This window comes from Lentzea sp. HUAS TT2, from assembly GCF_051853195.1.
Classification (GTDB): domain Bacteria; phylum Actinomycetota; class Actinomycetes; order Mycobacteriales; family Pseudonocardiaceae; genus Lentzea.
In genome coordinates this window covers 5,254,990-5,277,886 of sequence record NZ_CP196667.1, presented here as the reverse complement: position 1 = coordinate 5,277,886, position 22,897 = coordinate 5,254,990, and the positions used below count along the sequence as shown (strand labels likewise).

Here is a 22,897-nt window from a genome sequence, read left to right as displayed (position 1 = left end):
CATGCCCGAGATGCCGACCTGGTGGCTGTGCCGGCTCGGTCACGGCGATGCGGAGGAGCAGTTCCAACCGTCCACGACGGACCTGGTCATGGCCTGCGCGCTGCCGAGGTACGTGGCAGGGTCGCAGAGCTGGTCCACTCGTTGCGCGCCAAGACTTTCCACGACGACCGGGTGCCTCCGGAGCTCGGTGGCGAGGTCGCCGCCGGTGTCGATCACCCGGCTGCAGGCGGCGTAGACGAGCTCGTGGGCCTGCTGGCGGCCGAGGGCCGGCGCGAGCGCCATCATCACCGACTCCGCCATGATCAGACCGCCGGTGAGGCCGAGGTTCGCGCGCATCCGGTCCTCGTTCACCCTCAAGCCGGCGATCAGGCGCGTGGCCTGGGCCAGTGAGGACGAGAGCAGCAGGAACGCCTCGGGGATGACGGCCCACTCGACGTGCCACGGGCCGGTGGCGCGTTCGAAGTCCTGCACCATCGCGTCGAGCATCGCCGATGCCTTGTCCCGCAACAGCTTCGCCGCGGCCACCACCAGTTCACTGGAGATCGGGTTGCGCTTCTGCGGCATGGTGGAGCTCGCGCCTCTGCCCGGTGTGAAGGGCTCGGCCAGCTCCCCGAACTCGGTCGAGCAGAGCAACGCCACGTCGGTTCCGATCTTGCCCACCGATCCGCCGATCGCGGCGAGGAGGCCGACGATCTCGACCAGCCCGTCGCGAGCGACGTGCCAGGTGATCTCCGGATCGCGCAGGCCGAGCTCCGCTGCCAGTTCCGCGCGCACCCGCAGGCCCTGTGAGCCGAGCGAAGCCAGGGTGCCCGCGGCGCCGCCGAACTGGACCATCAGGTCCCGTTCCCGCACGGCGGCGAGTCGCTCGGCGTGGCGGTCGAGCGCCGAGAGCCACACGGCCACGCGGTAGCCGAAGGTGATGGGCAGGGCGTGCTGCAGGTGCGTTCGTCCGGCGGTGACGGTCTCGATGTGCGCCTCCGCCAGGTCGCGCAGAGACGCACGGAGCCGGCCCAGCTGTGTTTCGACCAGGTTCAAAGCGTTGGCGCACTGCAGCATCAGCGCGGTGTCCATGACGTCCTGCGTGGTGGCTCCCCAGTGCAGGAACCCGCCCGCGTCACCGCACTGGCCAGCGAGTTGGGTGACGATCGGCAGCACGGGATAGCCGACGTTCTCGGTGTCCACGCGGAGCCGTTCGAGGTCCAGCAGCGAGGAATCGCACGATGCCGCGATCTTCTCGGCAGGCTCTCGCGGGATGACCCCGATCCGTGCCTGTGCCGTCGCCAGCGCTACCTCGGTGCGCACGACAGCATCCACAAAGGACTGGTCGTTGAACACCTCACGCATCGCCGGTGTGCCGAACATGTCGCGGAACAGGAACGAGTCGAACACCGTGCTGCTCGTCATCACACCCGCTCCCCCGCGTCGACGGCGACGTACTTCTGTTCCAGGTACTCGTCGATGCCCGTGGTGCCGCCTTCGCGGCCGACACCGGACTGCTTCATCCCGCCGAACGGGGCGCTGGGATCGGACACGTAGCCGCGGTTGAGGCCGATCATGCCGGTCTCGAGCTGCTCGACCATGCGCAGCGCACGGCCCAGGTCCCGCGTGTAGAGGTAGCTGACGAGGCCGAACTCGGTGTCGTTGGCCGCACGCAACACCTCGGCCTCGGAGGTGAAGGTCTGGATCGCCGCGACCGGGCCGAAGATCTCCTCACGGCTGATCCGCGCACCCTCGGGAACATCGGTGAGCACGGTCGGCGGGTAGAAGTAGCCCGGACCGTCCGGCACCTCTCCCCCTGCCCGCAGTCGTGCGCCGGAGCCGACGGTCTCGCTGACCAGATCGGCGACGCGGGACCGCTGGCGGTCGTCGATCATCGGGCCCATGTGGGTTCCGGGGTCCGTGCCCGCTCCCACCACGATCGACCCCATCCGTGCCACGAGCTTCTCGGTGAACTCCTCCGCGACGCCGGCGTGGACGTGGAAGCGGTTGGCCGCGATGCACGCCTCGCCCACGTTGCGGAGCTTGGCGGTCATCGCGCCGTCCACGGCGGCGTCGACGTCGGCGTCCTGGCAGACGATGAACGGCGCGTTGCCGCCCAGCTCCATCGAGGTGCGCAGGACGGTGCCGGCCGCCTGGGCCATCAGCAGCCGCCCCACCGGCGTGGATCCGGTGAACGACAGCTTGCGCAGGCGTCCGTCGCGCAACAGCGGTTCGGTGACCGCGGCCGCCTGCGTGGTCGGGATGATGTTGAGGACGCCGTCCGGAAGCCCTGCCTCCCTCAGCACCTCCGCGAGCGCCGCTGTCGTCAGCGGTGTCTGCGCGGCGGGCTTCACGACCATCGTGCAGCCCGCCGCGACGGCCGGGCCGATCTTGCGCGCGGGCATCGCCAGCGGGGCGTTCCAAGGCGTGATCAGCAGGCAGGGCCCGACCGGTTGACGGGTGACCAGCACACGGGCGGTCCCGTCCTCACTGACCTTCCAGGTGCCGTCGATCCGGACGGCCTCCTCGCCGAACCAGCGCAGGTAGTGGGCTCCGTAGGTGACCTCGGCCCTCGACTCGGCCAGCGACTTGCCCATCTCCAGGGTGATGAGCCGCGCGAACTCGTCGATGCGCTCGATCAACAGGTCGTGGGCCCTGCGGAGGATCTCGCCACGGCCGCGCGGGGGCACTGCGGCCCAACCACGCTGTGCGGCGTCGGCGGCGGCGAGTGCGGCCAGGGCGTCAGCCGGCGTCGCGTCGGCCACCTCGCACAGCGCCTGGCCGGTGGCGGGGTTCTCGACCACGAAGGTCCCGCCACCCGCGGCCGGGCGCCACCGCCCGGCGATGAGCAGTTCCCTCTCGACTCGGTCGATCACGTCACTTCTCCCCGGTCAGGGCCGCGACGATCTCCTCGGCCATCGGGGCGCTCGACGCGGGGTTCTGGCCGGTGAAGAGATTGCGGTCCCGGACGGTGTAGGCCTGGTAGGCCGGTCCGCCGGAGTGCAGCGCGCCCTTGTTCCTCAACGCGCCGGCCAGCAGCCACGGAGCGTTCTCGGCGGTGCCGAACAGCTGCTCCTCCTCGTCGGTGAAGGCCGCCATCCTCCGGCCGGCGAACACCCAGGAGCCGTCCTCGCCGACCGCGGAGAGCAGCCCTGCGGGTCCGTGACAGACCGCGCCGATGATCTTCCCGGTCGCGTCCGCCTCCACGAGCAGCCTGCCCAGGTCGGCGTCCTGGTACAGGTCCACCACGGGGCCGTGGCCACCGGGCAGCACGACGGCGGCGTAGTCAGCGATGTCGACCTCGTCGAGCTTGAGCAGCGGGCCGAACTCGCGCAGCGCGCGCTCGGCGTGCTGGACGTGGTGCGCGCAGTCCGGACCTGCGACCTCCGGGTCGGCGCTGTGCGCGTCGAGCGGCTGGAGCACGCCGCCGGGAGAGGCGAAGTCGACGGTGAAGCCCGCCTCGGTGAACTTCTCGTGCGGCGCGGCCAACTCCTCCGCCCAGTACCCCGTCGGGTAGGCGGAGCCGTCAGTGCGCTCCCAGACGTCGGCGGCGGACATGACGATCAGGATCTTGCTCATCTGCTGGTTCCTCCTCGGAGACGGGTCAGGCGGGGAAGTCGCTCGCGGACGCGGTCGCGGCGGCGGCGTCGAGATTCGCCTGCAGCGCCTGGACCTTGGCCGTGGCGTAGGCGTGGGAGTCCGAGCCGAGGATCTGGCGCAACGGGCCCTCGCCGGACACGACGCGCTCGATCATCAGCCGGGCGCCCCTGACCGGGTCGCCGAGCTGGTTGCCCTGCAGCGCCAGGTGGTTCTCGACCATCTCGCGGATCGCCGGGTAGGCCGCGGTGACGTCGTCGGGCAACGCGAGCGAGTCCGTGGTGAGGAAGTCGGTGCGGAAGTAGCCGGGCTCGACGATGGTGACCTTCACGCCGAACTCGGCGACCTCACCCGCGAGCGCCTCGGTCAGGCCCTCCAGCGCGTACTTGCCGGCGCAGTAGAGCCCCCAGCCAGGAACCGAGGTGAGACCGAGCACCGAGGACACGTTGACGACGTGACCGCCGCGCTGCTCGCGCAGGATCGGCAGAGCGGCGCGCAGCACGTTCCACACGCCGACGACCTGCACGTCGAGCATGTCGCGCACGTCGCGGTCGGTGGTCTCCTCCACCGCGGCGAGGTAGCCGTAGCCGGCGTTGTTGACGACGACGTCGAGGCCGCCGAAGCGCTCGGTCGTCTTCCGGACGGCCTGGGCGACAGCCTCTTCGTCGCGGAGGTCGACGGCGAGTGCGAGCAGCCGGGTGGTGTCGGCTTTCAACGCCTGGAGGAGGCGCTCTGTCGAGCGGGTCGTCGCGGCGACGTTGTCTCCTCGCTCGAGGAGCTGCTCGACGAGCTCGAGGCCGAGGCCGCGGGAAGTGCCGGTGACGAACCAGGTGGCGGGACGATCAGCGGGGAAGGTCATGGCTCAAGACTGGTGCAGTGAATGGTCCTCTTGGGACGCATCTCGGGCCCTGTGCGACCTCGGACTCGCGAACCTAGGACTGAGAGGTCCACTCGCAAATCCGGATCCTCGACGACAATGAGATGTCATGACCGGTCTCAACCGTGAACTCGCCGACTTCCTGCGCCGCGCACGCGGCCAGGTCGACCCGTCCCGGGCGGGCCTGCCCTCCGACGGCAGGGTCCGCCGGGTGAAGGGTCTGCGCCGCGAAGAGGTCGCCCTGCTCGCCGGCGTGTCCACGGACTACTACGCCCGGCTCGAGCAAGGCAGGCGCATCAACCCCTCCCCCGCCGTCGTCGAGGCCATCGGCCGAGCCCTCGAACTCGACGAGGCGGGGCGCACCCACCTGCGGGACCTGATCGGCCTGGCCGGAAGCCCGGCACCCCGCCGGTCGCGCAGCGCGCAGCGCGTACGTCCCGGTCTCTACCAGCTCATCGACACGCTCGACGGAGAACCGGCGCTGGTGCTCGGCCGCCGCACCGACGTGCTCGCGGCGAACCGGATGGCGAAGGCCCTGTTCGCGGACTTCGACAAGATCCCGCCGAAGGAGCGCAACTACGCACGCTGGATCTTCCTCGACGAGGACGCGCGTTCGTTGTTCGTCGACTGGCACGACCAGGCCCGCGCCGCCGTGGAGAGCCTGCGGTTCGAGATCGGCAGGGACCCCGCCGACGCCGCCACGACCGCCCTCGTCGCCGAGCTCCGCGAACGCAGCCCCGACTTCGACCAGTGGTGGGAGCAGCACCGCGTGCACCAGCGCACCTACGGCTCCAAGCGGCTGCGCCACCCGCTGGTCGGCGACCTCACCGTCGAGTACGAGTCCTTGGTGCTGCCAGGCGATCCGGACACGATGCTGTACGTCTACACCACCGCGCCCGGCTCACCGTCGAGGCAGGCCATGGACATCCTCGCCAGTTGGACGGCGTCCGGTTCCGGCACGCGGCTGAGCCGGTCCGAACCAGAGGCCTGAACCAGAGTCCTCTCCGGCTGTTCGGTCTTGAGCCGGATGAGGATCCCCGGGGTTGGCTTCACCGTCGAGCAAGGAGAGGTCTTCGGATTTGTCACGGGAGCGAGAGTTGATCTCACTGCTGATCCTCGACGACCACCCCGTGGTGCGGAATGGACTGAGGGGCATGTTCGATGCCGACCCGCGCTTCGAGGTGGTCAGCGAAGCCGGTGACGGTGCGGAAGCGGTCACGGTCGCGGAGCGCCTGCGACCCGACGTGATCCTCATGGACCTGCGGATGCCCGGAACCGACGGGGTCGCCGGCTACCTGCTCAAGGAGACACCGAGGGAGGAGCTCGTCCGCGCGGTGGAGGCCGCCGCACGCGGACAGGCCGTGCTCTCCCCCACCGTCGCGACCAGAATCCTGGGACAGGTGCGCAACCGGCCCCGGCACCGCTGCCCCAGCGCGAACTGGAGCTGATCGCCCGGGGCCTCGACGAACCGCGAAGCGGCAAAACAGCTCCACATCAGCGAGACGACGGTCAAAACCCACCTGTTGCACGTGTACGCGAAACTGGACGTCAACGACCGGGCAGCCACCGTGGCCACCGCGTTCTCCCACGGCTACCAGACTCCGCGAGACTGACGAGGCAATTGTTCGACGAGCACGAACTTTGCAGGGTCGCAGCATCCGGAAGATCATCAAGAACCCGGAGCAGCAGACTGGGGAACAGATCCATCAAGTGGCGAGCGAACAATGTGTGCTGGGCTCGTCCAAGCGAACCGGGGGTCACATGAGTGCGGGAATGATCTCGTTGGCCGTGCTCAACGGCATCGTGTCTTTGGTGTCCACCGGCTTCGCGATCGTGGCGGCTGTCCGGCCGTCGTCCCTGAGCCACGAGACGACACCGACCACGGGCGAGCACTTCTACGCGTGGATGTACGCGGTCAGAGGAGTACCGCTGGGACTTCTGGTCTGCGTGGTGCCGTTCGTCGCATCCGGTCCGGTCAGCGCGCTGGTGCTGATCACCGCCGCGGTCGTCCAGGCCGGGGACGCCGCCATCGGCGCTCATCGGCGCGAGGCCCGCATGACCGTGGCGCCGGTCCTCGCCGCTGTCATCCACGTGATCACCGCGATCGCGGTCGCGGCGCCGTAAGGGAGTGCCGTGGAGAAGAAGTCGCGAGCAGCCCGCCGGGCCGCGGCAGCGGAGCGGATCCTGGGCGCGGCCCGGCGTGTCCTCGCCTTCGAACTGGGCGATCCGCCACCGGAGATCAAGGCTCTGCTGCGGTCGATGTTCACGAGTCCGGAGGCCGAGGGGGCGGTCAGGACTTCCTCGACGAGCGGAACTCCAACCTTGCCAGGACGCTTCCGGGTCCGGATGCGGAGTTCCGCGCGGCCCTCGTGGTGAGCGGCCTGCCGAGGTGACTCGACGGGTCGCGGAGCTGGTCGATTCGTACGGACGGCTACGTCAGTTCACGCCGATTCCTGCCAGTTCAGCAAGTTCACCCGTTCGTGGTGACCCCAATTGCCGTTAGTCAAAACGAAGGAGCCGGCGGCTTCTTATTCACTCCTTCATCCGCCTGTTGATCACGGCATCAATGATCAAGCGAAGATCGTTTCGCGCGCACGAGAAGGCCCGCTGAACTGAGCTTTCACCCCAGAATCAGCGGGCTGATTCAGACCGTCGGGACGAGAGGATTTGAACCTGCGACCCCTTGCCCCCAGACGTGGAACGACTGAGCGGCGTGCTCCGGCCTGTTCTTCCAGGTCGCCTCTGAGTGCAACTGGCCGGGTAAAGGAGTCTTAGATCCCACGCCTGGCGATCATCTGTGAGCCCCTCTCACGTACTGCAATGCCCCAGGGCCAGGTTCACCTTGACGTTGATCAGCTCCAGCTTCTCCGCGATACCAGGAGAAGTCCCCGAGCACATCGGCTAGCTCGGCGGAACCCATGACCAGCCCTGCAGTCAACTCGACCGGCTCGCCAAGCAGACCAACCGTCAGAACCGATCCCGTACATCGGCACGACAGCACCGCACGTGTCGCGCAGTCGGAAGTGGTACTGGCGGGTGTTGGCCACGTTCGTGATCCGCAGTCATTGCCACTAAGGCCAGCACATCGCGTACGGCCATCTCGCTCCGTCGACGAGGATGAATGGCCCGGCGTGCGCACGCATGCAGCCCATGTCGTTGACCACGGCAATCTTGTGCAGCAGGTCACCCGCCAGCAAGCCGTTCTGGTCGGTCTCCAAGCTGCGCGCCGGTCACACCTCGCAGGCAGCGGCACAACCCCAGCGGTCACTTGATGGTGCAATTCCCCACGTGCCGCACCACCTGCGGCGGTTCGTCAGGGCATGTCAGTGAGGCTGTCCAATGCTCTGGAAAGGTTGGCTTCATAAAGCTTCCGGTCCACCTCGACCTGGATCTGCCCATCGACACCACAGTCAACCGGCCGTTGTTGTTCCTGATGAACCCACCCGAGTTCGTGATGGACGAGGAAGCTGACCAACGCCTCATCCGCCGCCCCGGTCAACTGGTTGTTAGACACACGCACTCGATCTGTGTGCCCAAATGGTCCGACAATTTCGGGTCAACGGCACCTGCGGCCTGACCAGATCGACCCAGTCTCCGGCTTAGTTCGGTGGCTCACGGCTTCTTCCGTTGACTGCGGTATGACTTAATGATCAAATTTTCGCCTCCGACCGAGGATGGACGCGCGAGATCGGTCGAGCCGATCCCGCGCCGTTGACCGAAAAGATTGAAGGGGCCGCGGCTGCGTCTCCTCGCCGGCCGCAGCTGGAAGATCGGCTGGACAGATTGGAAGCGCCGCCGGCGCTTCGTCGAGGAAGCAGAACACGGAGGCAAAGCACGCTGGCACGCAGATCGGGCGCCCTGGCAGCTACTCAGTTCGAGGGTCCTGTGGACGAGCAAACCTCGGAGCCAGCTGGTCGTTGAGCAGCAGCCGTCTGAGCGACAAGGAACGGTCTCGCGGCTTGCTTCGGTCACCTGATAGACGCTTTAGCGCTGCCGTCAGTATCGACCCGACGTGACTGCTCACGGCTGAGGCGGCTCGTATCTGATCGGCATGCGGCGCTTGCGCCGAGGCGCATCGGGCCAAACGTGACGTGCGATCCAGACGTTCAGGAAGAGGAACGCGATCACGAAGACGAAGGTGCACAACCAGCCCAGGAAAACCTGACCCTGCGACCGCACGTCCGGTTGTAACGGCCTACCGTGCCGCACGGTGTGGACGGCGTACTGCTTACCGATGTCCTCGGGCGTGAGCCACCCCGTCACGGTCGACGTGTACGTCTCTCCACTGGACCTGACCCGGACCTCTGCCTGGCACTCGTAGTAGAAGCCGAAGCCCCGCAATGCCACCGGGCCGCGGCGTTCGCAGGACTTCGCCGTGGCCACCAGATCGGCTTTCGCAAGGTCGCCCGGTTCGACCTGGTTCCAGAAGTGGTTGAAGATCGTGGCGCCGAGCAGGTAGCCGAGCAGTGGAACGATCAGGGCGACGAGGACGCGCCGGAGGGTGTTCACCCGCCCCGCTCCTCTTTCTCCTGATCTGCTTTCAGCTCGCGCCAGTCCTTCCAGCCTCGGTTGTCGACGATCTTCGCACCTTCCTTGCGGAACTCTTCGGCCATGGCGGGGCCGATGTCCTTCGGCAGACCTGTGACGCCATCAACGACGACCTTCTTCGTGCCGGCTCCCGCGTCCCTCAGCATGGCGCCGACGTTGAAGTCCTTCATCGCCCGCGCGATGTCCGCATTCGCGCCCTGCTTCAGCACGGTCACGAAGTCGTCGCCGCGCTTGGCGAGGTTGACGCTGGCGTTGGCGAGGACGTCGTCAAGCTTCTTGAACAGACCGCCCGCCTTGCCGAACGCCCTGGTGAGCTTGCGGCACCACTCGATGCACTTCTGCGCGTAGCGCACTGCAACGGGAACACCTTCCGCAACGGCGCCGGCGATACCCGCGCCCAGTGCAGCCATGGCTGGCGCCCAGCGGATGCAGATGCTGATCAGCTTGCCGATCGCCTCGGTGATCAGGTCGCGCACGATGTCGCGGACCACTTTGAGGATCGTCTTGCAGATCGTGATCAGGATCGACATCCCACGCGCCGCCGTGCCGACGGCGCCGTAGGTGTCCGCACGGTCAGCACCGAACTCGCGATACTTCGCCGAGTCCCTGCCCACCCACTGCCCGGCATCGTTGTCGACGGCCTTCTTGAGGTCGGTGGAGATCTCGTCGAGGTAGCTCGACACCGACGACCACGTCTGCGCCATTCCGTCGAGTGTCTGCTGGTCACCGGTCAGCCAGTCAAGCGGCTCCTTGAGGAAGCTGATGTGCTCGAACATCCAGCCGAAGCCCGCACTGAACAGGTACGCCAGCGGATCGGTCAGCATCTTGCCGATATCACCCGCCGCGCTGGCGAGGTTGAGCAAGCCCTCGGCCCAGTTGCCATCGGAGAAGCCGCTTACTGCCTCGGTCACGTCGTGGAACAGCCCGGCACCCTCGGTCTTCGGGGTGTCTTGGCCTTTACGGATCAACGGGTTCTCGGTGGGGACCGGAGCAGGCCCAATGCTCGGAGTGCTCATGAATCGCCCGTCTTGAAGCGGCTGGTCTGCTCTTCCTCGTTGTTCTCGACGTCCTCACGCCATGCCTTGACCCGCTTGTGGTGGTCGAGCGCGGCCTCGGCGGCGTCGTTGAGGGTGTTCATCGCCATGTGCTGCGCGGCCGAGCAGAGGGCCGCGAGCGGAATTCCGAGCAGGCCGAACGCCTCGGGGTTCGAGGCCGCGTTACCCGCTCCGATGGCGGTGCCGATGCGCCCGCCGATCTCGTCCACACGCTTGGCGTGAGCGTCCATCTCGGCGAGATCGATGCGGTAGTTCATCGCAGGATGCTCCCGTTGCCAAAGTCGTCGTCATCGATCGGACGATGCTGCGACGGACGAGGAGCCTGCTGCGGCCGCAGCGGCGGTGGTGGCGTGTCGTCCTCAATGGAACCCAAGCGCGGCTCTGTCGGACCCCAACCTCCGTTTCCCGGCACGTACTGCTCCGGAGGAGGCGGTGGCTGGGCGCTGCGCAGCTTGTCCATCATCAAGTGCATGGTCTCGGAGTCGGCACCCAGCAGCGGTGCCATCGACTCCTGGACAACGCTCGCAATACGGCTCTGCGCCGCCTGCAGGGTGCGCATGACGTCCTGCGCGACGGCTGCACCGTCCTTGCGCTGCAACGCCTGGCCAAGCTGCAATGCGACCAGGTTGCCTGCGTCGTTGACGGTCACCGTGATCTGCCCGTCAGGACTGCGCTCGGTGACCTGCAGGTGGGCGAGGTTCTCGCGGATGGCATCGCTCTTGGCCTGCGCCTGCGCGAGCTTGCCTTCGTACTGGCTGAGCAGATGCTCAGGATCGATCATGCTTCCCCCAGGGTCACCTCTTACTCAACGCGAGCAGAGGGTAACGGACCGTGCTACGGCATGCAGCTCAATCACGTAATCCTGATATGGCGGGTTCACGACCAGACCAATGAGCATCGCGAACCGCTCGAGTCCACGGCAACGACTGGTCAACAGGAACCAGAATCGGGACTGAGCAGGCCATACGCTTCATGGAGGTTTCGAAGTTCGTGTCCACCTTTCGGATCGGCGACACGGGCTCAGTACGACATGCATGTGAGTCGCCGAAGCGGGCCATCATGATCACCCGATCCGAGTCCTGTCCAAAGAACTGTCGGCCCTGCGGCTGCAGGGGCGTGTCCCCTTTGACTCCTGCCACGTGGCCGGTAAAGGGGTCCATGGCTTTCTTATCGGATCAAGATGCCTCGTCCTGCCCCCAAGCCCGCGTGAAGGACAACGGAATACAGGCACAACTTCCGGAGTAAAGGGGTCGATGAGCGTCGTGCTCGACCTGGCAGAGCTCGGCAAGATCACAAAAAGAGGGCTCCCGCAGTGTCTGACCTGCGAAAGCCCTCTTGGCCGTCGGGACGACAGGATTTGAACCTGCGACCCCTTGACCCCCAGATTCAGGGTTCACGACCGCCTGACCTGCATAAACAGGAACGTTCACCGCAGTTCGACGCACTTGACGATTGATCAAGCGCGTTAGCCCTCGCTGGCTACAGACGCGGAGATCCACTCCTTCTCGGAGGCGCCAAGGACTCGAGCCCTGACCCCCACACTGCCAGTTTGGTCCACAAAGGACTTCTACCAGCACAAACACTGGACTCCGTTGAACTCCAACGCAACTAGCCGCCGTTCAACGCCGTTGAGTGCCGTTCGATGACGTTCAACTACCTGCCTTGCTCCAGTTCCGCTCCAGTTCGATCAGTGTGCGGCTCGCCGTCAGCGTCACACCGAACGGTCAGCAGGTCGAGCGGGTCGCGACGGCGCAATGAGCCGAAATCGGCCTCCGCGCAGACGAACGAGTTCCATGCGAGGTGGCGCCCCTGGACCTGGCCGCCGAACATCAACCAGCCACGCGGGCAGTCACACGCGTGAGCGAGCCACAGCCGGATCACTCTGCTGCTTGGCAGTCTTGGAGCTGACACATCCAGTCCCGTCGATGATCTCCAGCACCGTGCCAACCAGTTTCAGGCGATCATCACGATCAGACATCAGTGACGTCAGCCGATCCCCGCCTCGTTCGGCTGCAGGAGTCAACTGCGCCTGAGGCAAGTCGTGGCTGAAAACCTGTGCCAGGACCGTCTGCACCGCATTACCGGGAATGTCGCCGCGTGCAATGCGATCGTGGATAGCCGACAGAGCATGTCCTGCAAGCATGTGCAGCATCGCATCACGGGAAGCTTCTTCATCGACAAGGATGAGATAGCCAGACGCACTGTCGTCACCCACTTCAGCTTCTGGAGGACCAGCCGAAACCTGTGGCTGCTTGCGGCCGAGCGGACGCTCTACATACAAGTCGTACCAGTTGGATCGCTGCCGCATCGCCATGAGTACAGAGTCGATGTCCCTAGAGGCAGGACCTCAAGCCGCTTGTCTCGCCGTCGTTCTGGGACTTGGTGGAGTCCGTCCAGCCGTTCCACCACTCTCCGCCCAGCCAGGCTCCGCTGGAATGGCTGAGGTGGCTGTCCAATGCCGACAAGCACCGTGCCGTCCGGATCGTGGGCAGGGCCGGCGTTGACCTCGGGCCGGTCCTGGTCCCGGACGACGAGGAGTTCCAGATCGTCGACGAATGGCGGACGACCGGTGCCCTTGACAACGGCAGCGTGGTCGGGAGCGTGAAGCTCAGGCTCAACCCGCAGGGAAGCCGCGAACTCGCACTGACACCCACCTTCGCCTACACGCCCTCGTTGGAGGTCGGCGAGGACCCCGCCGACTTCGTACCGCTCAGCAGAGCCATGGAGTCGGTGACCGCGAACGTTCTAGACGTGGTCTACAAGGCGACGTAGGTACTCGGCGAGACCATCCCGGACCCGGACGAGCTCGAGGTGGGACTGGAGCACGACGACATCGCAGCAGAAAACGCGGGAGTTAACTGGACTTTCCGCGACTCTGCCGGAGTCCGCCACCTCCTCGACCCAGTTCCGAGCGACGGCCAGGAGCCGTAACGGAGGAGACCACCACCGCGTCGCTTGATCTAGTGGTGTGTCACGCAACGTCGGCTGGGTAATGGGTCCAGGTTCGGATAGGCGAGTCGGTGGCGAAGCCGGTCTTCGGTGTGGCGCGTGTGTTGCGCCAGCGGATGTAGGCGGCGATCGCGGCGTTCTGCTCGGTGTGACTGCGGTGGTCGGTGCCGTTGAGGGCGAAGTAGCGCAGCGCGGCGACCTCGGCCTCGATCCAGTTCAGCCAGGATCCGTAGGTCGGCAGGAACACCAGCTCGACCTGGTTGCCGGCGGCCCACGTGCGGACGTCGGGATGGCGGTGCGGCGAGAAGTTGTCCATGACCAGATACAACTTCTCGTCGGGCCAGCGGGCGCGCAGCGCTGTGAGCAGGTCGAGGAACTCGCCGTGGCGTTTGCGGGACCGGATCCGGTAGAGGATCTTGCCGGTGGCCAGGTCGAGGGCGGCGAGCATGTGCATGACGCCGTCGTAGCGGTTGTAGGTCGCACGTAATCGGAGCGGCTTAGCCTGCAGGCGCCAGGCTTTTCCCTTGCGGGGCATGAGGTTCAGCGGGCCGAACTCGTCCACGCAGATCACCCGCCCGTCCTCGGGTGGATGGTCGTAAAGATCCAGGATCCGGTGCATCTTGGTCAGGAAATCCGGATCGGTCGAGGCCTTCCAGGTGGTCGTGGTCTGCCACGAGACACCGCCGGCACGCAGGATCCGCCGCAGCGTCTCCCGGCTGATCGCCGCGACCGTGCCGCGGTCGAGCAGATGCTCACGCAGCTTGGCCAACGACCAGGTCGCGAACGCGGTGATACCCCAGTCGGCGGGGGACGTCCTGGCGATCAGGCAGATCCGCTCACGGATCTGTTCACCGATCGTCTTCGGGCGTTCCCCGCTCCATTTTGGGTCCAGCGCGTCAAACCCCCGCTCGTTGAACGCGTGGATCACGTCCCGCACATAGCTGTCGCTGACCTGCATCAACGACGTGATGTCACGGACCGTCTGACCCTGGCCGGACATCAGCACCACGATCGCCCGGCGCAACTTCACCGGGTTCCGCGCTGTCCTGCTGATCCGCGCCAGCTTCCGGCCGTCCTCCATCGACAACGGACGGACGAACACTTCCGGACGACGAGCCACAACCACCTCCCGCACTCGACATGCGGGACCAGCCTGCCGGTCCACCCAGAAGACCGATTACCGGGGTCAACCTTCCGGGACGAGCCACTAGTTGCGTTGTGGTCTTGTGAGTGGTTTCGGCCCGAATCTACTGTGGACAGTTGTGCGCCTAAATGGAGTAAACCTGGCAGGACTCGCGAACCGAGTCCCAACGCCGGTTGCGTGGACTGGCCGGGCTAAACCTGCGCACCGGATTGACGAGACAATGGAACGTCAGGGTCCGGAGTGGATGAACGGCGCCCAGAGGTACGGATGTTGCGGATGTCTGGCGCGTAGTTCTCGGACGGTCTCGTGTAGGGCATGTGCCGCCTGGTCGGCGCTCAACTCGCCGCCGACTGAGAGGCGGTTGTAGACCCTGTCAGCGACCTGGCTGGCGGTTCGATCGATGATGGGCCACAAAGCTGAGATTACGTGGCGATATCCGGCGAGCTGCACCGCCGCTGCCATATGGACGGACTCGTCGGGAATCTGGGTGCCGCCCATGGCTGTCTGACACGAGGCGAGGTACATGAGTTCGGCGTTCTCTACTTGCAGACCCGCCATGTCGAAGACAGTGAGCGGCCCATCATGGAGAAGTAATGCACTGCGCCCAGGATCATTAATGTCTTGCCTGCTGTGGCAAGCGAAGTGAACCCAACGGCAGCGGTGCATGTTGTCGATTACGGTTCTCACGGTCGCATCGTGATTGAGGAGGACGACGGTATGTCCGGGTTTGGCTTGCCGGACGAGTTCGATTTCGCGTGCGGCGTGTGGCAGAGGACCGTACGCCTCGGTGTTCGGCATACCTACGGCCAGAACGTCTGCGCTGTCGGAGAGTGGGACACGCCTCAGCTGAACGTGCCGGAAGGTGGTAACGGTTGGGACATAGGAGGACAGAACACGATCAAGGGCTGATTCGGCTGCGTCGTGGTCGTCGATACCGTTTACTTGCCCGGCTGCGTGTAGTGGCATGAGGGTTAGAGGTCCGGTTGGGCACCACCACATTCTCGGCCAAGCACCATCTCTCGGCGGCCCAGTGAGGCCCAAAGCCTGCAGGACTGGCCTCACGGTGGAGTCCCAGAGCCAGGCGAGCAGATCGGACAACAGACTTGAGCGGTAGGGGTTCACGACCGCGTCCAGAAGGACGGTCAGCCATCGCTGGGCGTCGTCGGCGTGCAGCGTGGGAAGAGCGACGACTTCGATCCCGGTGGGCCGCAGGATGAGCGCGTCGCATCGAAATCGGCTGACGTTGACGATGACGATCGGGCCATCAGTCGCTGCCGCCAGGAGGCTCTCGATGCGTGGAGCAGCGAGGAAGTCCTCGAAACCCCGCAGCGTGCGAACCTGGGCCACGAGGTCGTCCCATTCCCTGGCAAGCCGACGACGGCGATCGACATCCGCCGAGGTCGTATGTTCCAGAACCGTCGGGTCAGTGGCCACCGACGTCGCTCGGCTGTGCCTGGCCAACTCGTCACGGACGGCGGCTAGTCGCGTTGCCAGCGCTGGAGCCACATCCGACAACTGGGAGAGATCGTCGCGGCTGTTCAGCACCTGCGTCCACAGGACCCCGCGACCTTGCTCCAGTAGCTGAACCGCGAGTTCGATCGCGCCTGCATTAATGGCGCACGCAGCGGCTTCGGGCGCCAGGCCGCTCCATTCCGTGAGGCGGTTCACGACCATCGTGCGGTTCATGCCGTTTCCGGCGAGCCTGGGGAGCAGGCGGACCGCCGTCGCGTAGGAGTCGGTGGCACGGGCGAAGTGGCCGGCGGCTGCGGCCAGTGCGCCTCGGTCTCGAGCTGCTCGGATGCGGACGGAGACTGGCGCCGTGGCGAGTGCGGAAGCCCGATCGAGGCATGCCTCAGCGGAGTCCAGATCGCTCCGTCTCCCGGTCAGCTCTCCTCGGACACGGAGGTTTCGGCCCAGGTTGTACAGATAGGTCGCCTGCTCCGGGCTCTCCGCAGAAGCCACTTCGGTTGCCCTCTGCAGTGCAGCGATCGACTGATCGAGATCAAGGTAGTTGTTGGTGGAATCGAAACGGGCGTGTAGCGACGTGGCGAGCGCGAGAAGTCGCTGCGGCAGGCCTCGGTGTCCGGCTGGCGTGAGTGCGACCGCCTCGGTTAGCAGTTCGATGCTCGAGTTTAGGTCGGTGACCTCGCCCGTGCCGGAGAACTGGTGGTACAGAGCCAATCCCACGGTGACCAATGCGTCGGATCGGTCAACATGGGTCGGGGGAAACTCGGACAATGCGTTGTTGCACGCCGATATAGCCTCGTTCAATTCGCCGGGTTCTCTGGTCGCCTCATAGCTGGTGACGAGAATGGTGCCGAGCGCAGACAACCGGCGAGGATGCTCCGGGGCGTCGGTCCTCGTCGCGTTGACCGCGCGGCGGGCGCTGAGTACTGCGTTCTTGAGATCTGCGGGATCCTCGCTGTCCAGATACCGGGCGCGCAGGACGAAGCTAAGGTTGCCATGAAGCTCCCCGAGCTGAGGGTCTCGTGGATCCGCTGCTCGGATGGCAGCACGGGCGTTCGCCACGGCTTGCTCTAGGTCGTCCTGGTTCCCCCGTTCCGCGTAGCGGCGGATCAGTGCGGACGCGAGATTCGACAGGTGCCGGGCCGTCTGAGGGTTTTCCGGCCCCGCGAGTTCGGCTGCTTGAGCGCTCAGGGCGATGGCCTCGTCGAGGTCGGACAGTTGGCCGATCCAATCGAGACGGAGACGCAGGGTGGCGCTGAGAGCCGTCAGGAAGGTGTGCCTGCGAGGATGACTCGCGCCGATGCCATCCGCCGCCTCGCGAAGGCAGACGATGGCCTGGTCAAGTGACGCCATGTCGCCGGTCCGGTCGACGAGATCCGCCAGAGCGAGGCCGAGCTGATAGAGGTGGTCATAGCGGGTCGGGTCCGTGATCGGGCTCAGGTCGACTGAACGCTTCAGAGCGTTGATCGCTCGGGCCAAGTCGTCCAGATTCCCGGTGCGCGTGTAGCGGAGTCGGAGCGCCGACCCGAGATTTGCCTGTAGTGCAGGGTAATCCGGGCTTCCCTCGGTGGTTCGGCGCAGGAGGTCCTCGTTGAGTACGATTGCCTCATCCGCATCCATGAGGGACTGCGAACGTTGTTCGCGGAACTGTAGAGCGGCAAGAAGGCTTCGCTGATAGCTGTCCTGGTGAAGGTCGGATCCGGCGGTGGTGGCGACCGCGGTGCGGAGAAAAGCGATCGCGCGGTCGAGGGTTGCCTCGTCAGGCGCGGCGTCCGCGGTGCGTAGCAGGGCAGCTGCCATCCGGCCTGCAGCGACGTAGCGGAAGATCCGATCATCCAGAATGTCGAGCAGGACGCCACCGTTCACTGCGTGGGTCGCCAGATGTACCTGTGTGTATGGATCGGCGAGATCCCAGTGTCGGCCGCTAGGCGGTCCAGGCACCTGGTCAATCAAGGCTTTGGCGATTCTGAGATTGGCCTGCACTGGGTTCGTCTGATCGCGAAAGTACTCGGTCAAGGTCTGATGGTAGAGGCGGTAGACCGTTTCCCCGTGCTCGCCAGATTGCGTGATGTATGTCCCCGCGTGGTTGAGGACCCACACGAGATCGGTGTCCTCGTAGGCGGCCGTGCGCTGGCGAATTGCATTCCCGACGGTCAGCCAGACGTTTCTTCTAGGCAGCCCGGCGCCCTCGGTCATCGCAAGCGCCGTGAGGAGATCGCCGACCTGCTCCTTCCGATACCCGTACCGGGCGAGGTCCGCGCCGATGGCGTCCTCGACGTCGGCGCGGACCAAGATGTCGAAATCCGGTGCGTCCTCGTCCAGTTGCTGATCGTGTGTCGCCAGGGCGCGGGTCGCGATCCGGGCCAGCAGAAAACTGCCGCGGCAACGCTCGGTCACAGCGGATGCCAACGAGGCGACGCGACGGAGTGTCCTGGGGTCATCAGTGGCGTAGATCGAGGCGGGGAAGTTCTGCAGCCGGGCTGTGCAGTACGCGTAGATGTCGCCGGTGGCGTTGTACCGATCGACGTTGATCACCTGCGCGGATCCCAGTGCCCGCAGAATTGTGTTGTGTGCCGTCGGCTCGTCCGACGGTGCGCCGAGTGGGTCGGAGGCGTCGGCCCGGGTACCCACGAGGACCCGGACCCTAGGGATCGCGGCCAGGGGGGTTAGGAGCTCCCTGGCGATGCGCATCGCATCGATGGGCCGTGCCTCGTCCAACGCGTCGATCAGGATCGTTAGCGGACGCCCTAGATTCCCGACAACATCGACGAAATCGTCGGCGCTACGCCACCCTCCATCCGGGGCTGGCATCCTCAGCGCTGCGCCGATGTCAGTCATGCAGTTAGACAGGTCCTTGTTACGCGCGTGCACGGCGACGTCGATCGCATGGTCGGGCGGTTGGTCGTCCGGATCCATTCGGGACACATCGACGCCGTAGTCCGGAAGGCGTTGGCGCAGCGCCGGCGTTGCCATGATCACAGTACGGCCGAGAATTGCGGACTTGCCGACTCCAGGCCGACCGGTGATCACCAGCATGCCAGCGCCGTCGGTGAGCCAGCCATTGATCTCGCGCAGGACCTGTGCCCTACCAGTAAAGTAGAACCCCCGTTGGTCCGCGGAATCGATCCCCCGGAACTTGACCCAGAAGTGCTCGTCGAGGTCCGCACCGGATACCGGCATTGGGGAACCGACTATTTCGCCGTCCAGGTCCGGAGCGAATTCACGGTAGCGTGGATTCCTGATCCGCAGGTCTCCGCTGTGGTGTGCGCTTACGCCGTCCACGGCAAACTGGGGCTGCTGATCGACCTCGCATTCGACGATGACCGCGCGAAGCGCTGCGACCAGTTCGGCCACGGTGAAATCCCGTTGCTGATCACCCCAGTAACCCTTTGGCGGCCCCTGCTCCAGAACGCGAGCCAGGGCCACGGAGAAAACGTTCTCGCCTGCGTACTGGTCGTAGTCCGCGGAGGCGATGGCGGCGATGGCGGGCCGGGCCTTACCGACTCTGCGGACCCGTCGCCGAGAGCCCCGGATGAATGCGTCAATAATCTCGCGATGGCCGCCACCGCTGTGGCAGGCGTCGACGAAAACTACTATCTCATCGACTTCGCATCGGGAAAGAACTGCGCCCAGATGCTCGACTGAGAACGTATTCGTGGCATCGATGAAGTCCCGGTCGGTGTCTCGGGCGAGCAGCACGAATGTGCGGTCGTCGAGCTGTTTGCCGTGTCCGGTCCAGTAGATGAGGAGTTGACGGGCTTGTGGAGGGTCCCATTTTGAGACCCATGTTTGTATCTCTTGCAGGGTGCCATTGCCGAGGAATTCCGGTTTGCATGATGTGAAGCCTGCTCGGTGCCACGCATCCGTAACGGTCTTGACATTGGCGCGCAGGGAATCGAGCGGCTCGAGTTGATCGTATGAGTCCAGAAGCACTACGACGACACGGTCGCGCCCATGCCCATCGTCCGCGATGCTCACGGATCTACCTCCACCTCTGGCGAGAGGCTACTGTACGGGTCTCTGCGGGCGACCGCCCACTGCCATAGTGGAGGAGCGACAATTGGACCTGGTCATCATCCTTCCAGGCATCATGGGCAGCACCCTAGAGTCTTCGCGCGGTGCGGTCTGGAACACTTCGGCTGGCGCGTTGGCCCGCGGACTGCCGAACGTGGCTGGAACATTGGCAAGGCTGGCATTACCAAGCGGACTCGGCGATGGCGGTCCGGATCCCAACGGACACACGCCGGCAGATCTCGTCCGTGGGTGGTCGATTTGGCCGGGTTTCCACTCCGGGCCGGGCTACGGCGCTTTCGTAGACGACCTTTTGAAAAGAAGCGCGCGATCCGGAAATGTGCGCCTCTTCCCGTATGATTGGCGTTTGTCTAATCGATATTCCGCGCACCGCCTGCGGGCGTTTGTCGAAAGCGAACTGTCTGAGTGGCGGGACGTCTCAGGTCGGCGAGATGCGAAGGTCACATTTATCGCGCACTCGATGGGCGGTCTGGTGGCGCGGTACTACCTAGAGGTCTTGGGCGGTCGGGAACTCGCCCGCCACCTGATCACACTCGGTACGCCCTACAGCGGGTCTGTAAAGGCCGTGCAGCTGCTGGCGGGCAGCGTCCCCTGGCCCCTTGGTCGCTGGTCCGAACCCCTCCGCGAGGCCGCGCGCAGCATGCCCGCGCTGTGGCAGCTCCTTCCCGTCTATCACTGCGTCGACGCCGTGACCGAGCCGCGGACCCTGACCGAGGTTGAGATGCCCACGCTGTTCGGCGCCGAGGCCCAGCCCATGGTTGAGGACGGACTGCGGTTCCATGACGAGATCAAGGAGGCGATCCGGATGAACGGCGAGCCGCCTTATAGGACACACGTGATCGTTGGGCACGGCCAGCCGACTGTGCAGAGCGTGCGACTCGAAGGTCTCGACGTCACCTACCCGCGCCGTTACCGCAGCCGGGACTATCTTGGCGATGGCACCGTCGCACGGTTCGCAGCCGTGCCAGCTGAGTGGTCCGACGACGCCGACGCCATACCGGTCTGGCAAAAACATGGATCGCTGCCGAACCATAAATACGTCCGAGATCTCGTTTGGACCAAGGCGCATGCAGTCAATGTCGGCGGCATCTTGTCTCCGCCCGTCAAAATCGGACTTGACGTCCCCGAAGTCGCTGCCGCTGGAAGCCCGTTGCCGGTCATGGTGACCGCCAGTCGGCCGAATCTACGAATCATGGTAAGGCTCAAGACGCTGGCGGGTGACATGGTTCGACAGCAAACTGCGACGTTCGAAGGTGCCGAGCGCTACTCCGCACTGCTTTCCGTGCCCCCAGGAATCTGGCTAGTGGAAGCAGTGCCAATAGGTGAGACAACGTTGAGCTGTGTGTCTGAGGCGATCACTATCACCGACGAATGAAGCCGTCTGGTTTGCTTTTCGTGAACCCGAACAGTGCTGTGGATCGGCGGCGAACCAGAGAGCTGTACGCATCCAGATAACCGGCGATCGTTGACTTTGCGTCGTAGAAGATGCGGCGCTCGGAGAACATTCTCGTCGATCTTGCGAGCTTCAACCACTGTCAACTCGATAGACCCGTTAATCGGACCGCTACTGATGGCGGCGTTCACCGGAGGGGCTCTCCTCGTAGATCGACGCGGTCGGGGCCGCTTCAAGCAGGTACACCGCCGCAGGAAGGCGTGCCGGGTCGAACTTGACGATCAGTTACCGTCCTCGTGCTCGTCGAGCAGGTGGGGGTACGTCGGCTAGTGGCTCGTCCCGGAAGGTTGACCCCGGTAATCGGTCTTCTGGGTGGACCGGCAGGCTGGTCCCGCATGTCGAGTGCGGGAGGTGGTTGTGGCTCGTCGTCCGGAAGTGTTCGTCCGTCCGTTGTCGATGGAGGACGGCCGGAAGCTGGCGCGGATCAGCAGGACAGCGCGGAACCCGGTGAAGTTGCGCCGGGCGATCGTGGTGCTGATGTCCGGCCAGGGTCAGACGGTCCGTGACATCACGTCGTTGATGCAGGTCAGCGACAGCTATGTGCGGGACGTGATCCACGCGTTCAACGAGCGGGGGTTTGACGCGCTGGACCCAAAATGGAGCGGGGAACGCCCGAAGACGATCGGTGAACAGATCCGTGAGCGGATCTGCCTGATCGCCAGGACGTCCCCCGCCGACTGGGGTATCACCGCGTTCGCGACCTGGTCGTTGGCCAAGCTGCGTGAGCATCTGCTCGACCGCGGCACGGTCGCGGCGATCAGCCGGGAGACGCTGCGGCGGATCCTGCGTGCCGGCGGTGTCTCGTGGCAGACCACGACCACCTGGAAGGCCTCGACCGATCCGGATTTCCTGACCAAGATGCACCGGATCCTGGATCTTTACGACCATCCACCCGAGGACGGGCGGGTGATCTGCGTGGACGAGTTCGGCCCGCTGAACCTCATGCCCCGCAAGGGAAAAGCCTGGCGCCTGCAGGCTAAGCCGCTCCGATTACGTGCGACCTACAACCGCTACGACGGCGTCATGCACATGCTCGCCGCCCTCGACCTGGCCACCGGCAAGATCCTCTACCGGATCCGGTCCCGCAAACGCCACGGCGAGTTCCTCGACCTGCTCACAGCGCTGCGCGCCCGCTGGCCCGACGAGAAGTTGTATCTGGTCATGGACAACTTCTCGCCGCACCGCCATCCCGACGTCCGCACGTGGGCCGCCGGCAACCAGGTCGAGCTGGTGTTCCTGCCGACCTACGGATCCTGGCTGAACTGGATCGAGGCCGAGGTCGCCGCGCTGCGCTACTTCGCCCTCAACGGCACCGACCACCGCAGTCACACCGAGCAGAACGCCGCGATCGCCGCCTACATCCGCTGGCGCAACACACGCGCCACACCGAAGACCGGCTTCGCCACCGACTCGCCTATCCGAACCTGGACCCATTACCCAGCCGACGTTGCGTGACACACCACTAGCCGCCACTCAGTGCCGTTGAGAGCAGTTGCTGGCCGGTTCTTCGTTGTTAGTAGCCCGTACCAGCAACACGGGCCGAGGTGAACATCGGGAGTCGGCCGGGGAGCAGGGCGAAGCACGCTGCTGCTGGACTTCGTCCGGAGCGCAGCGATCAAGCGCCCGTTGCGGTCGGCTTTGTTCTGCTTGGACCAACCGGGTGTCGACGTGACCCAGCGCATCCTGTGTGCCACCTTAACGAGGCGATCGAGAGGCTGACACCCTTCCAGCAGGAATCGGCACGTGTGCTCGCGCGTGAGCGGCTGACCACGCTGGAGGCGGCGCTGCCGTCCTCG

General features: G+C 65.3%; 18 protein-coding genes and 1 pseudogene. 7 read left to right on the top strand and 12 right to left on the bottom strand.

Annotation, left to right across the window (positions count from 1 at the left end; genetic code table 11):
• Positions 1-39: 39 nt before the first annotated feature.
• Genes pcaB through ACSHWB_RS26375 form a run of 4 tightly spaced genes read right to left on the bottom strand, consistent with a single transcriptional unit; the run spans position 40 to position 4,435 of the window.
• Complete coding sequence (gene pcaB / locus ACSHWB_RS26390) at positions 40-1,404, bottom strand: 3-carboxy-cis,cis-muconate cycloisomerase (protein WP_439655960.1); 1,365 nt, start codon at positions 1,402-1,404, stop codon at positions 40-42.
• On the bottom strand, positions 1,404-2,855 hold the full coding sequence (locus ACSHWB_RS26385) for an NAD-dependent succinate-semialdehyde dehydrogenase (RefSeq protein WP_439655959.1): 1,452 nt from the start codon (positions 2,853-2,855) through the stop codon (positions 1,404-1,406). Before ACSHWB_RS26385 ends, pcaB begins: the two co-directional genes overlap by 1 nt.
• 1 nt (position 2,856) lies before the next feature.
• Positions 2,857-3,558: a type 1 glutamine amidotransferase domain-containing protein gene (locus ACSHWB_RS26380; RefSeq protein ID WP_439655958.1), complete on the bottom strand. Its 702-nt coding sequence runs from the start codon at positions 3,556-3,558 to the stop codon at positions 2,857-2,859.
• A 25-nt stretch (positions 3,559-3,583) separates the two neighbouring features.
• Positions 3,584-4,435 (bottom strand): SDR family oxidoreductase, encoded by an 852-nt coding sequence (locus ACSHWB_RS26375; RefSeq protein ID WP_439655957.1) that lies wholly within the window; start codon positions 4,433-4,435, stop codon positions 3,584-3,586.
• Positions 4,436-4,562: 127 nt separating this feature from the next.
• On the opposite strand from ACSHWB_RS26375, the gene ACSHWB_RS26370 reads away from it, so the two are divergent.
• The 4 genes and pseudogenes from ACSHWB_RS26370 (at position 4,563) to ACSHWB_RS26355 (ending at position 6,829) form a co-directional block, all read left to right on the top strand.
• Positions 4,563-5,444 carry a helix-turn-helix domain-containing protein gene (locus ACSHWB_RS26370; RefSeq protein WP_439655956.1) on the top strand — a complete coding sequence of 294 codons (882 nt, stop codon included), beginning with the start codon at positions 4,563-4,565 and terminating at the stop codon, positions 5,442-5,444.
• A gap of 106 nt (positions 5,445-5,550) precedes the next feature.
• Positions 5,551-6,066 (top strand): annotated as a pseudogene (locus ACSHWB_RS26365) (response regulator transcription factor).
• Between the two features lie 148 nt (positions 6,067-6,214).
• Positions 6,215-6,577 carry a hypothetical protein gene (locus ACSHWB_RS26360; RefSeq protein ID WP_439655955.1) on the top strand — a complete coding sequence of 121 codons (363 nt, stop codon included), beginning with the start codon at positions 6,215-6,217 and terminating at the stop codon, positions 6,575-6,577.
• 9 nt (positions 6,578-6,586) lie between these two features.
• Positions 6,587-6,829 carry a hypothetical protein gene (locus ACSHWB_RS26355; RefSeq protein ID WP_439655954.1) on the top strand — a complete coding sequence of 81 codons (243 nt, stop codon included), beginning with the start codon at positions 6,587-6,589 and terminating at the stop codon, positions 6,827-6,829.
• 937 nt (positions 6,830-7,766) lie between these two features.
• On the opposite strand, the gene ACSHWB_RS26350 is transcribed toward ACSHWB_RS26355, so the two are convergent.
• From ACSHWB_RS26350 to ACSHWB_RS26325, 6 genes are all read right to left on the bottom strand, one after another.
• Entirely contained in the window at positions 7,767-7,967 is a 201-nt protein-coding gene (locus ACSHWB_RS26350; protein WP_439655953.1) for a hypothetical protein, read from the bottom strand.
• Between the two features lie 506 nt (positions 7,968-8,473).
• On the bottom strand, positions 8,474-8,962 hold the full coding sequence (locus ACSHWB_RS26345) for a DUF6346 domain-containing protein (protein ID WP_439655952.1): 489 nt from the start codon (positions 8,960-8,962) through the stop codon (positions 8,474-8,476).
• A complete protein-coding gene (locus tag ACSHWB_RS26340) occupies positions 8,959-10,017 on the bottom strand; it encodes a hypothetical protein (protein ID WP_439655951.1) in 1,059 nt (352 codons plus the stop codon). Before ACSHWB_RS26340 ends, ACSHWB_RS26345 begins: the two co-directional genes overlap by 4 nt.
• Positions 10,014-10,313, bottom strand: a complete 300-nt coding sequence (locus ACSHWB_RS26335) for a hypothetical protein (RefSeq protein WP_439655950.1) — start codon at positions 10,311-10,313, stop codon at positions 10,014-10,016. The genes ACSHWB_RS26340 and ACSHWB_RS26335 overlap by 4 nt, the downstream gene beginning before the upstream one ends.
• A complete protein-coding gene (locus tag ACSHWB_RS26330; protein WP_439655949.1) occupies positions 10,310-10,837 on the bottom strand; it encodes a YbaB/EbfC family nucleoid-associated protein in 528 nt (175 codons plus the stop codon). The genes ACSHWB_RS26335 and ACSHWB_RS26330 overlap by 4 nt, the downstream gene beginning before the upstream one ends.
• Before the next feature lie 1,068 nt (positions 10,838-11,905).
• Complete coding sequence (locus ACSHWB_RS26325; protein WP_439655948.1) at positions 11,906-12,370, bottom strand: hypothetical protein; 465 nt, start codon at positions 12,368-12,370, stop codon at positions 11,906-11,908.
• A 65-nt stretch (positions 12,371-12,435) separates the two neighbouring features.
• On the opposite strand from ACSHWB_RS26325, the gene ACSHWB_RS26320 reads away from it, so the two are divergent.
• Positions 12,436-12,828, top strand: coding sequence for a hypothetical protein (locus ACSHWB_RS26320; RefSeq protein ID WP_439655947.1), 393 nt, complete (start codon positions 12,436-12,438; stop codon positions 12,826-12,828).
• A 199-nt stretch (positions 12,829-13,027) separates the two neighbouring features.
• Here the strand turns inward: ACSHWB_RS26320 and ACSHWB_RS26315 are convergent, their stop codons facing one another.
• Positions 13,028-14,125: an IS630 family transposase gene (locus ACSHWB_RS26315; RefSeq protein WP_439655944.1), complete on the bottom strand. Its 1,098-nt coding sequence runs from the start codon at positions 14,123-14,125 to the stop codon at positions 13,028-13,030.
• Between the two features lie 252 nt (positions 14,126-14,377).
• On the bottom strand, positions 14,378-19,594 hold the full coding sequence (locus ACSHWB_RS26310) for a CHAT domain-containing protein (RefSeq protein ID WP_439655946.1): 5,217 nt from the start codon (positions 19,592-19,594) through the stop codon (positions 14,378-14,380).
• Between the two features lie 82 nt (positions 19,595-19,676).
• Between ACSHWB_RS26310 and ACSHWB_RS26305 the strand changes: the two genes are divergently transcribed.
• Complete coding sequence (locus tag ACSHWB_RS26305) at positions 19,677-21,023, top strand: esterase/lipase family protein (RefSeq protein ID WP_439655945.1); 1,347 nt, start codon at positions 19,677-19,679, stop codon at positions 21,021-21,023.
• A gap of 435 nt (positions 21,024-21,458) precedes the next feature.
• Complete coding sequence (locus ACSHWB_RS26300) at positions 21,459-22,556, top strand: IS630 family transposase (protein ID WP_439655944.1); 1,098 nt, start codon at positions 21,459-21,461, stop codon at positions 22,554-22,556.
• Positions 22,557-22,897 lie beyond the last annotated feature (341 nt).

Coding starts and splice junctions, on each gene's coding strand:
- ACSHWB_RS26370 (WP_439655956.1), top strand. CDS start 4,563: ATGACCGGTCTCAACCGTGAACTCGCCGACTTCCTGCGCCGCGCACGC.
- ACSHWB_RS26325 (WP_439655948.1), bottom strand. CDS start 12,370: ATGGCGATGCGGCAGCGATCCAACTGGTACGACTTGTATGTAGAGCGT.
- ACSHWB_RS26335 (WP_439655950.1), bottom strand. CDS start 10,313: ATGAACTACCGCATCGATCTCGCCGAGATGGACGCTCACGCCAAGCGT.
- ACSHWB_RS26330 (WP_439655949.1), bottom strand. CDS start 10,837: ATGATCGATCCTGAGCATCTGCTCAGCCAGTACGAAGGCAAGCTCGCG.
- ACSHWB_RS26340 (WP_439655951.1), bottom strand. CDS start 10,017: ATGAGCACTCCGAGCATTGGGCCTGCTCCGGTCCCCACCGAGAACCCG.
- ACSHWB_RS26380 (WP_439655958.1), bottom strand. CDS start 3,558: ATGAGCAAGATCCTGATCGTCATGTCCGCCGCCGACGTCTGGGAGCGC.
- pcaB (WP_439655960.1), bottom strand. CDS start 1,404: ATGACGAGCAGCACGGTGTTCGACTCGTTCCTGTTCCGCGACATGTTC.
- ACSHWB_RS26375 (WP_439655957.1), bottom strand. CDS start 4,435: ATGACCTTCCCCGCTGATCGTCCCGCCACCTGGTTCGTCACCGGCACT.
- ACSHWB_RS26360 (WP_439655955.1), top strand. CDS start 6,215: ATGAGTGCGGGAATGATCTCGTTGGCCGTGCTCAACGGCATCGTGTCT.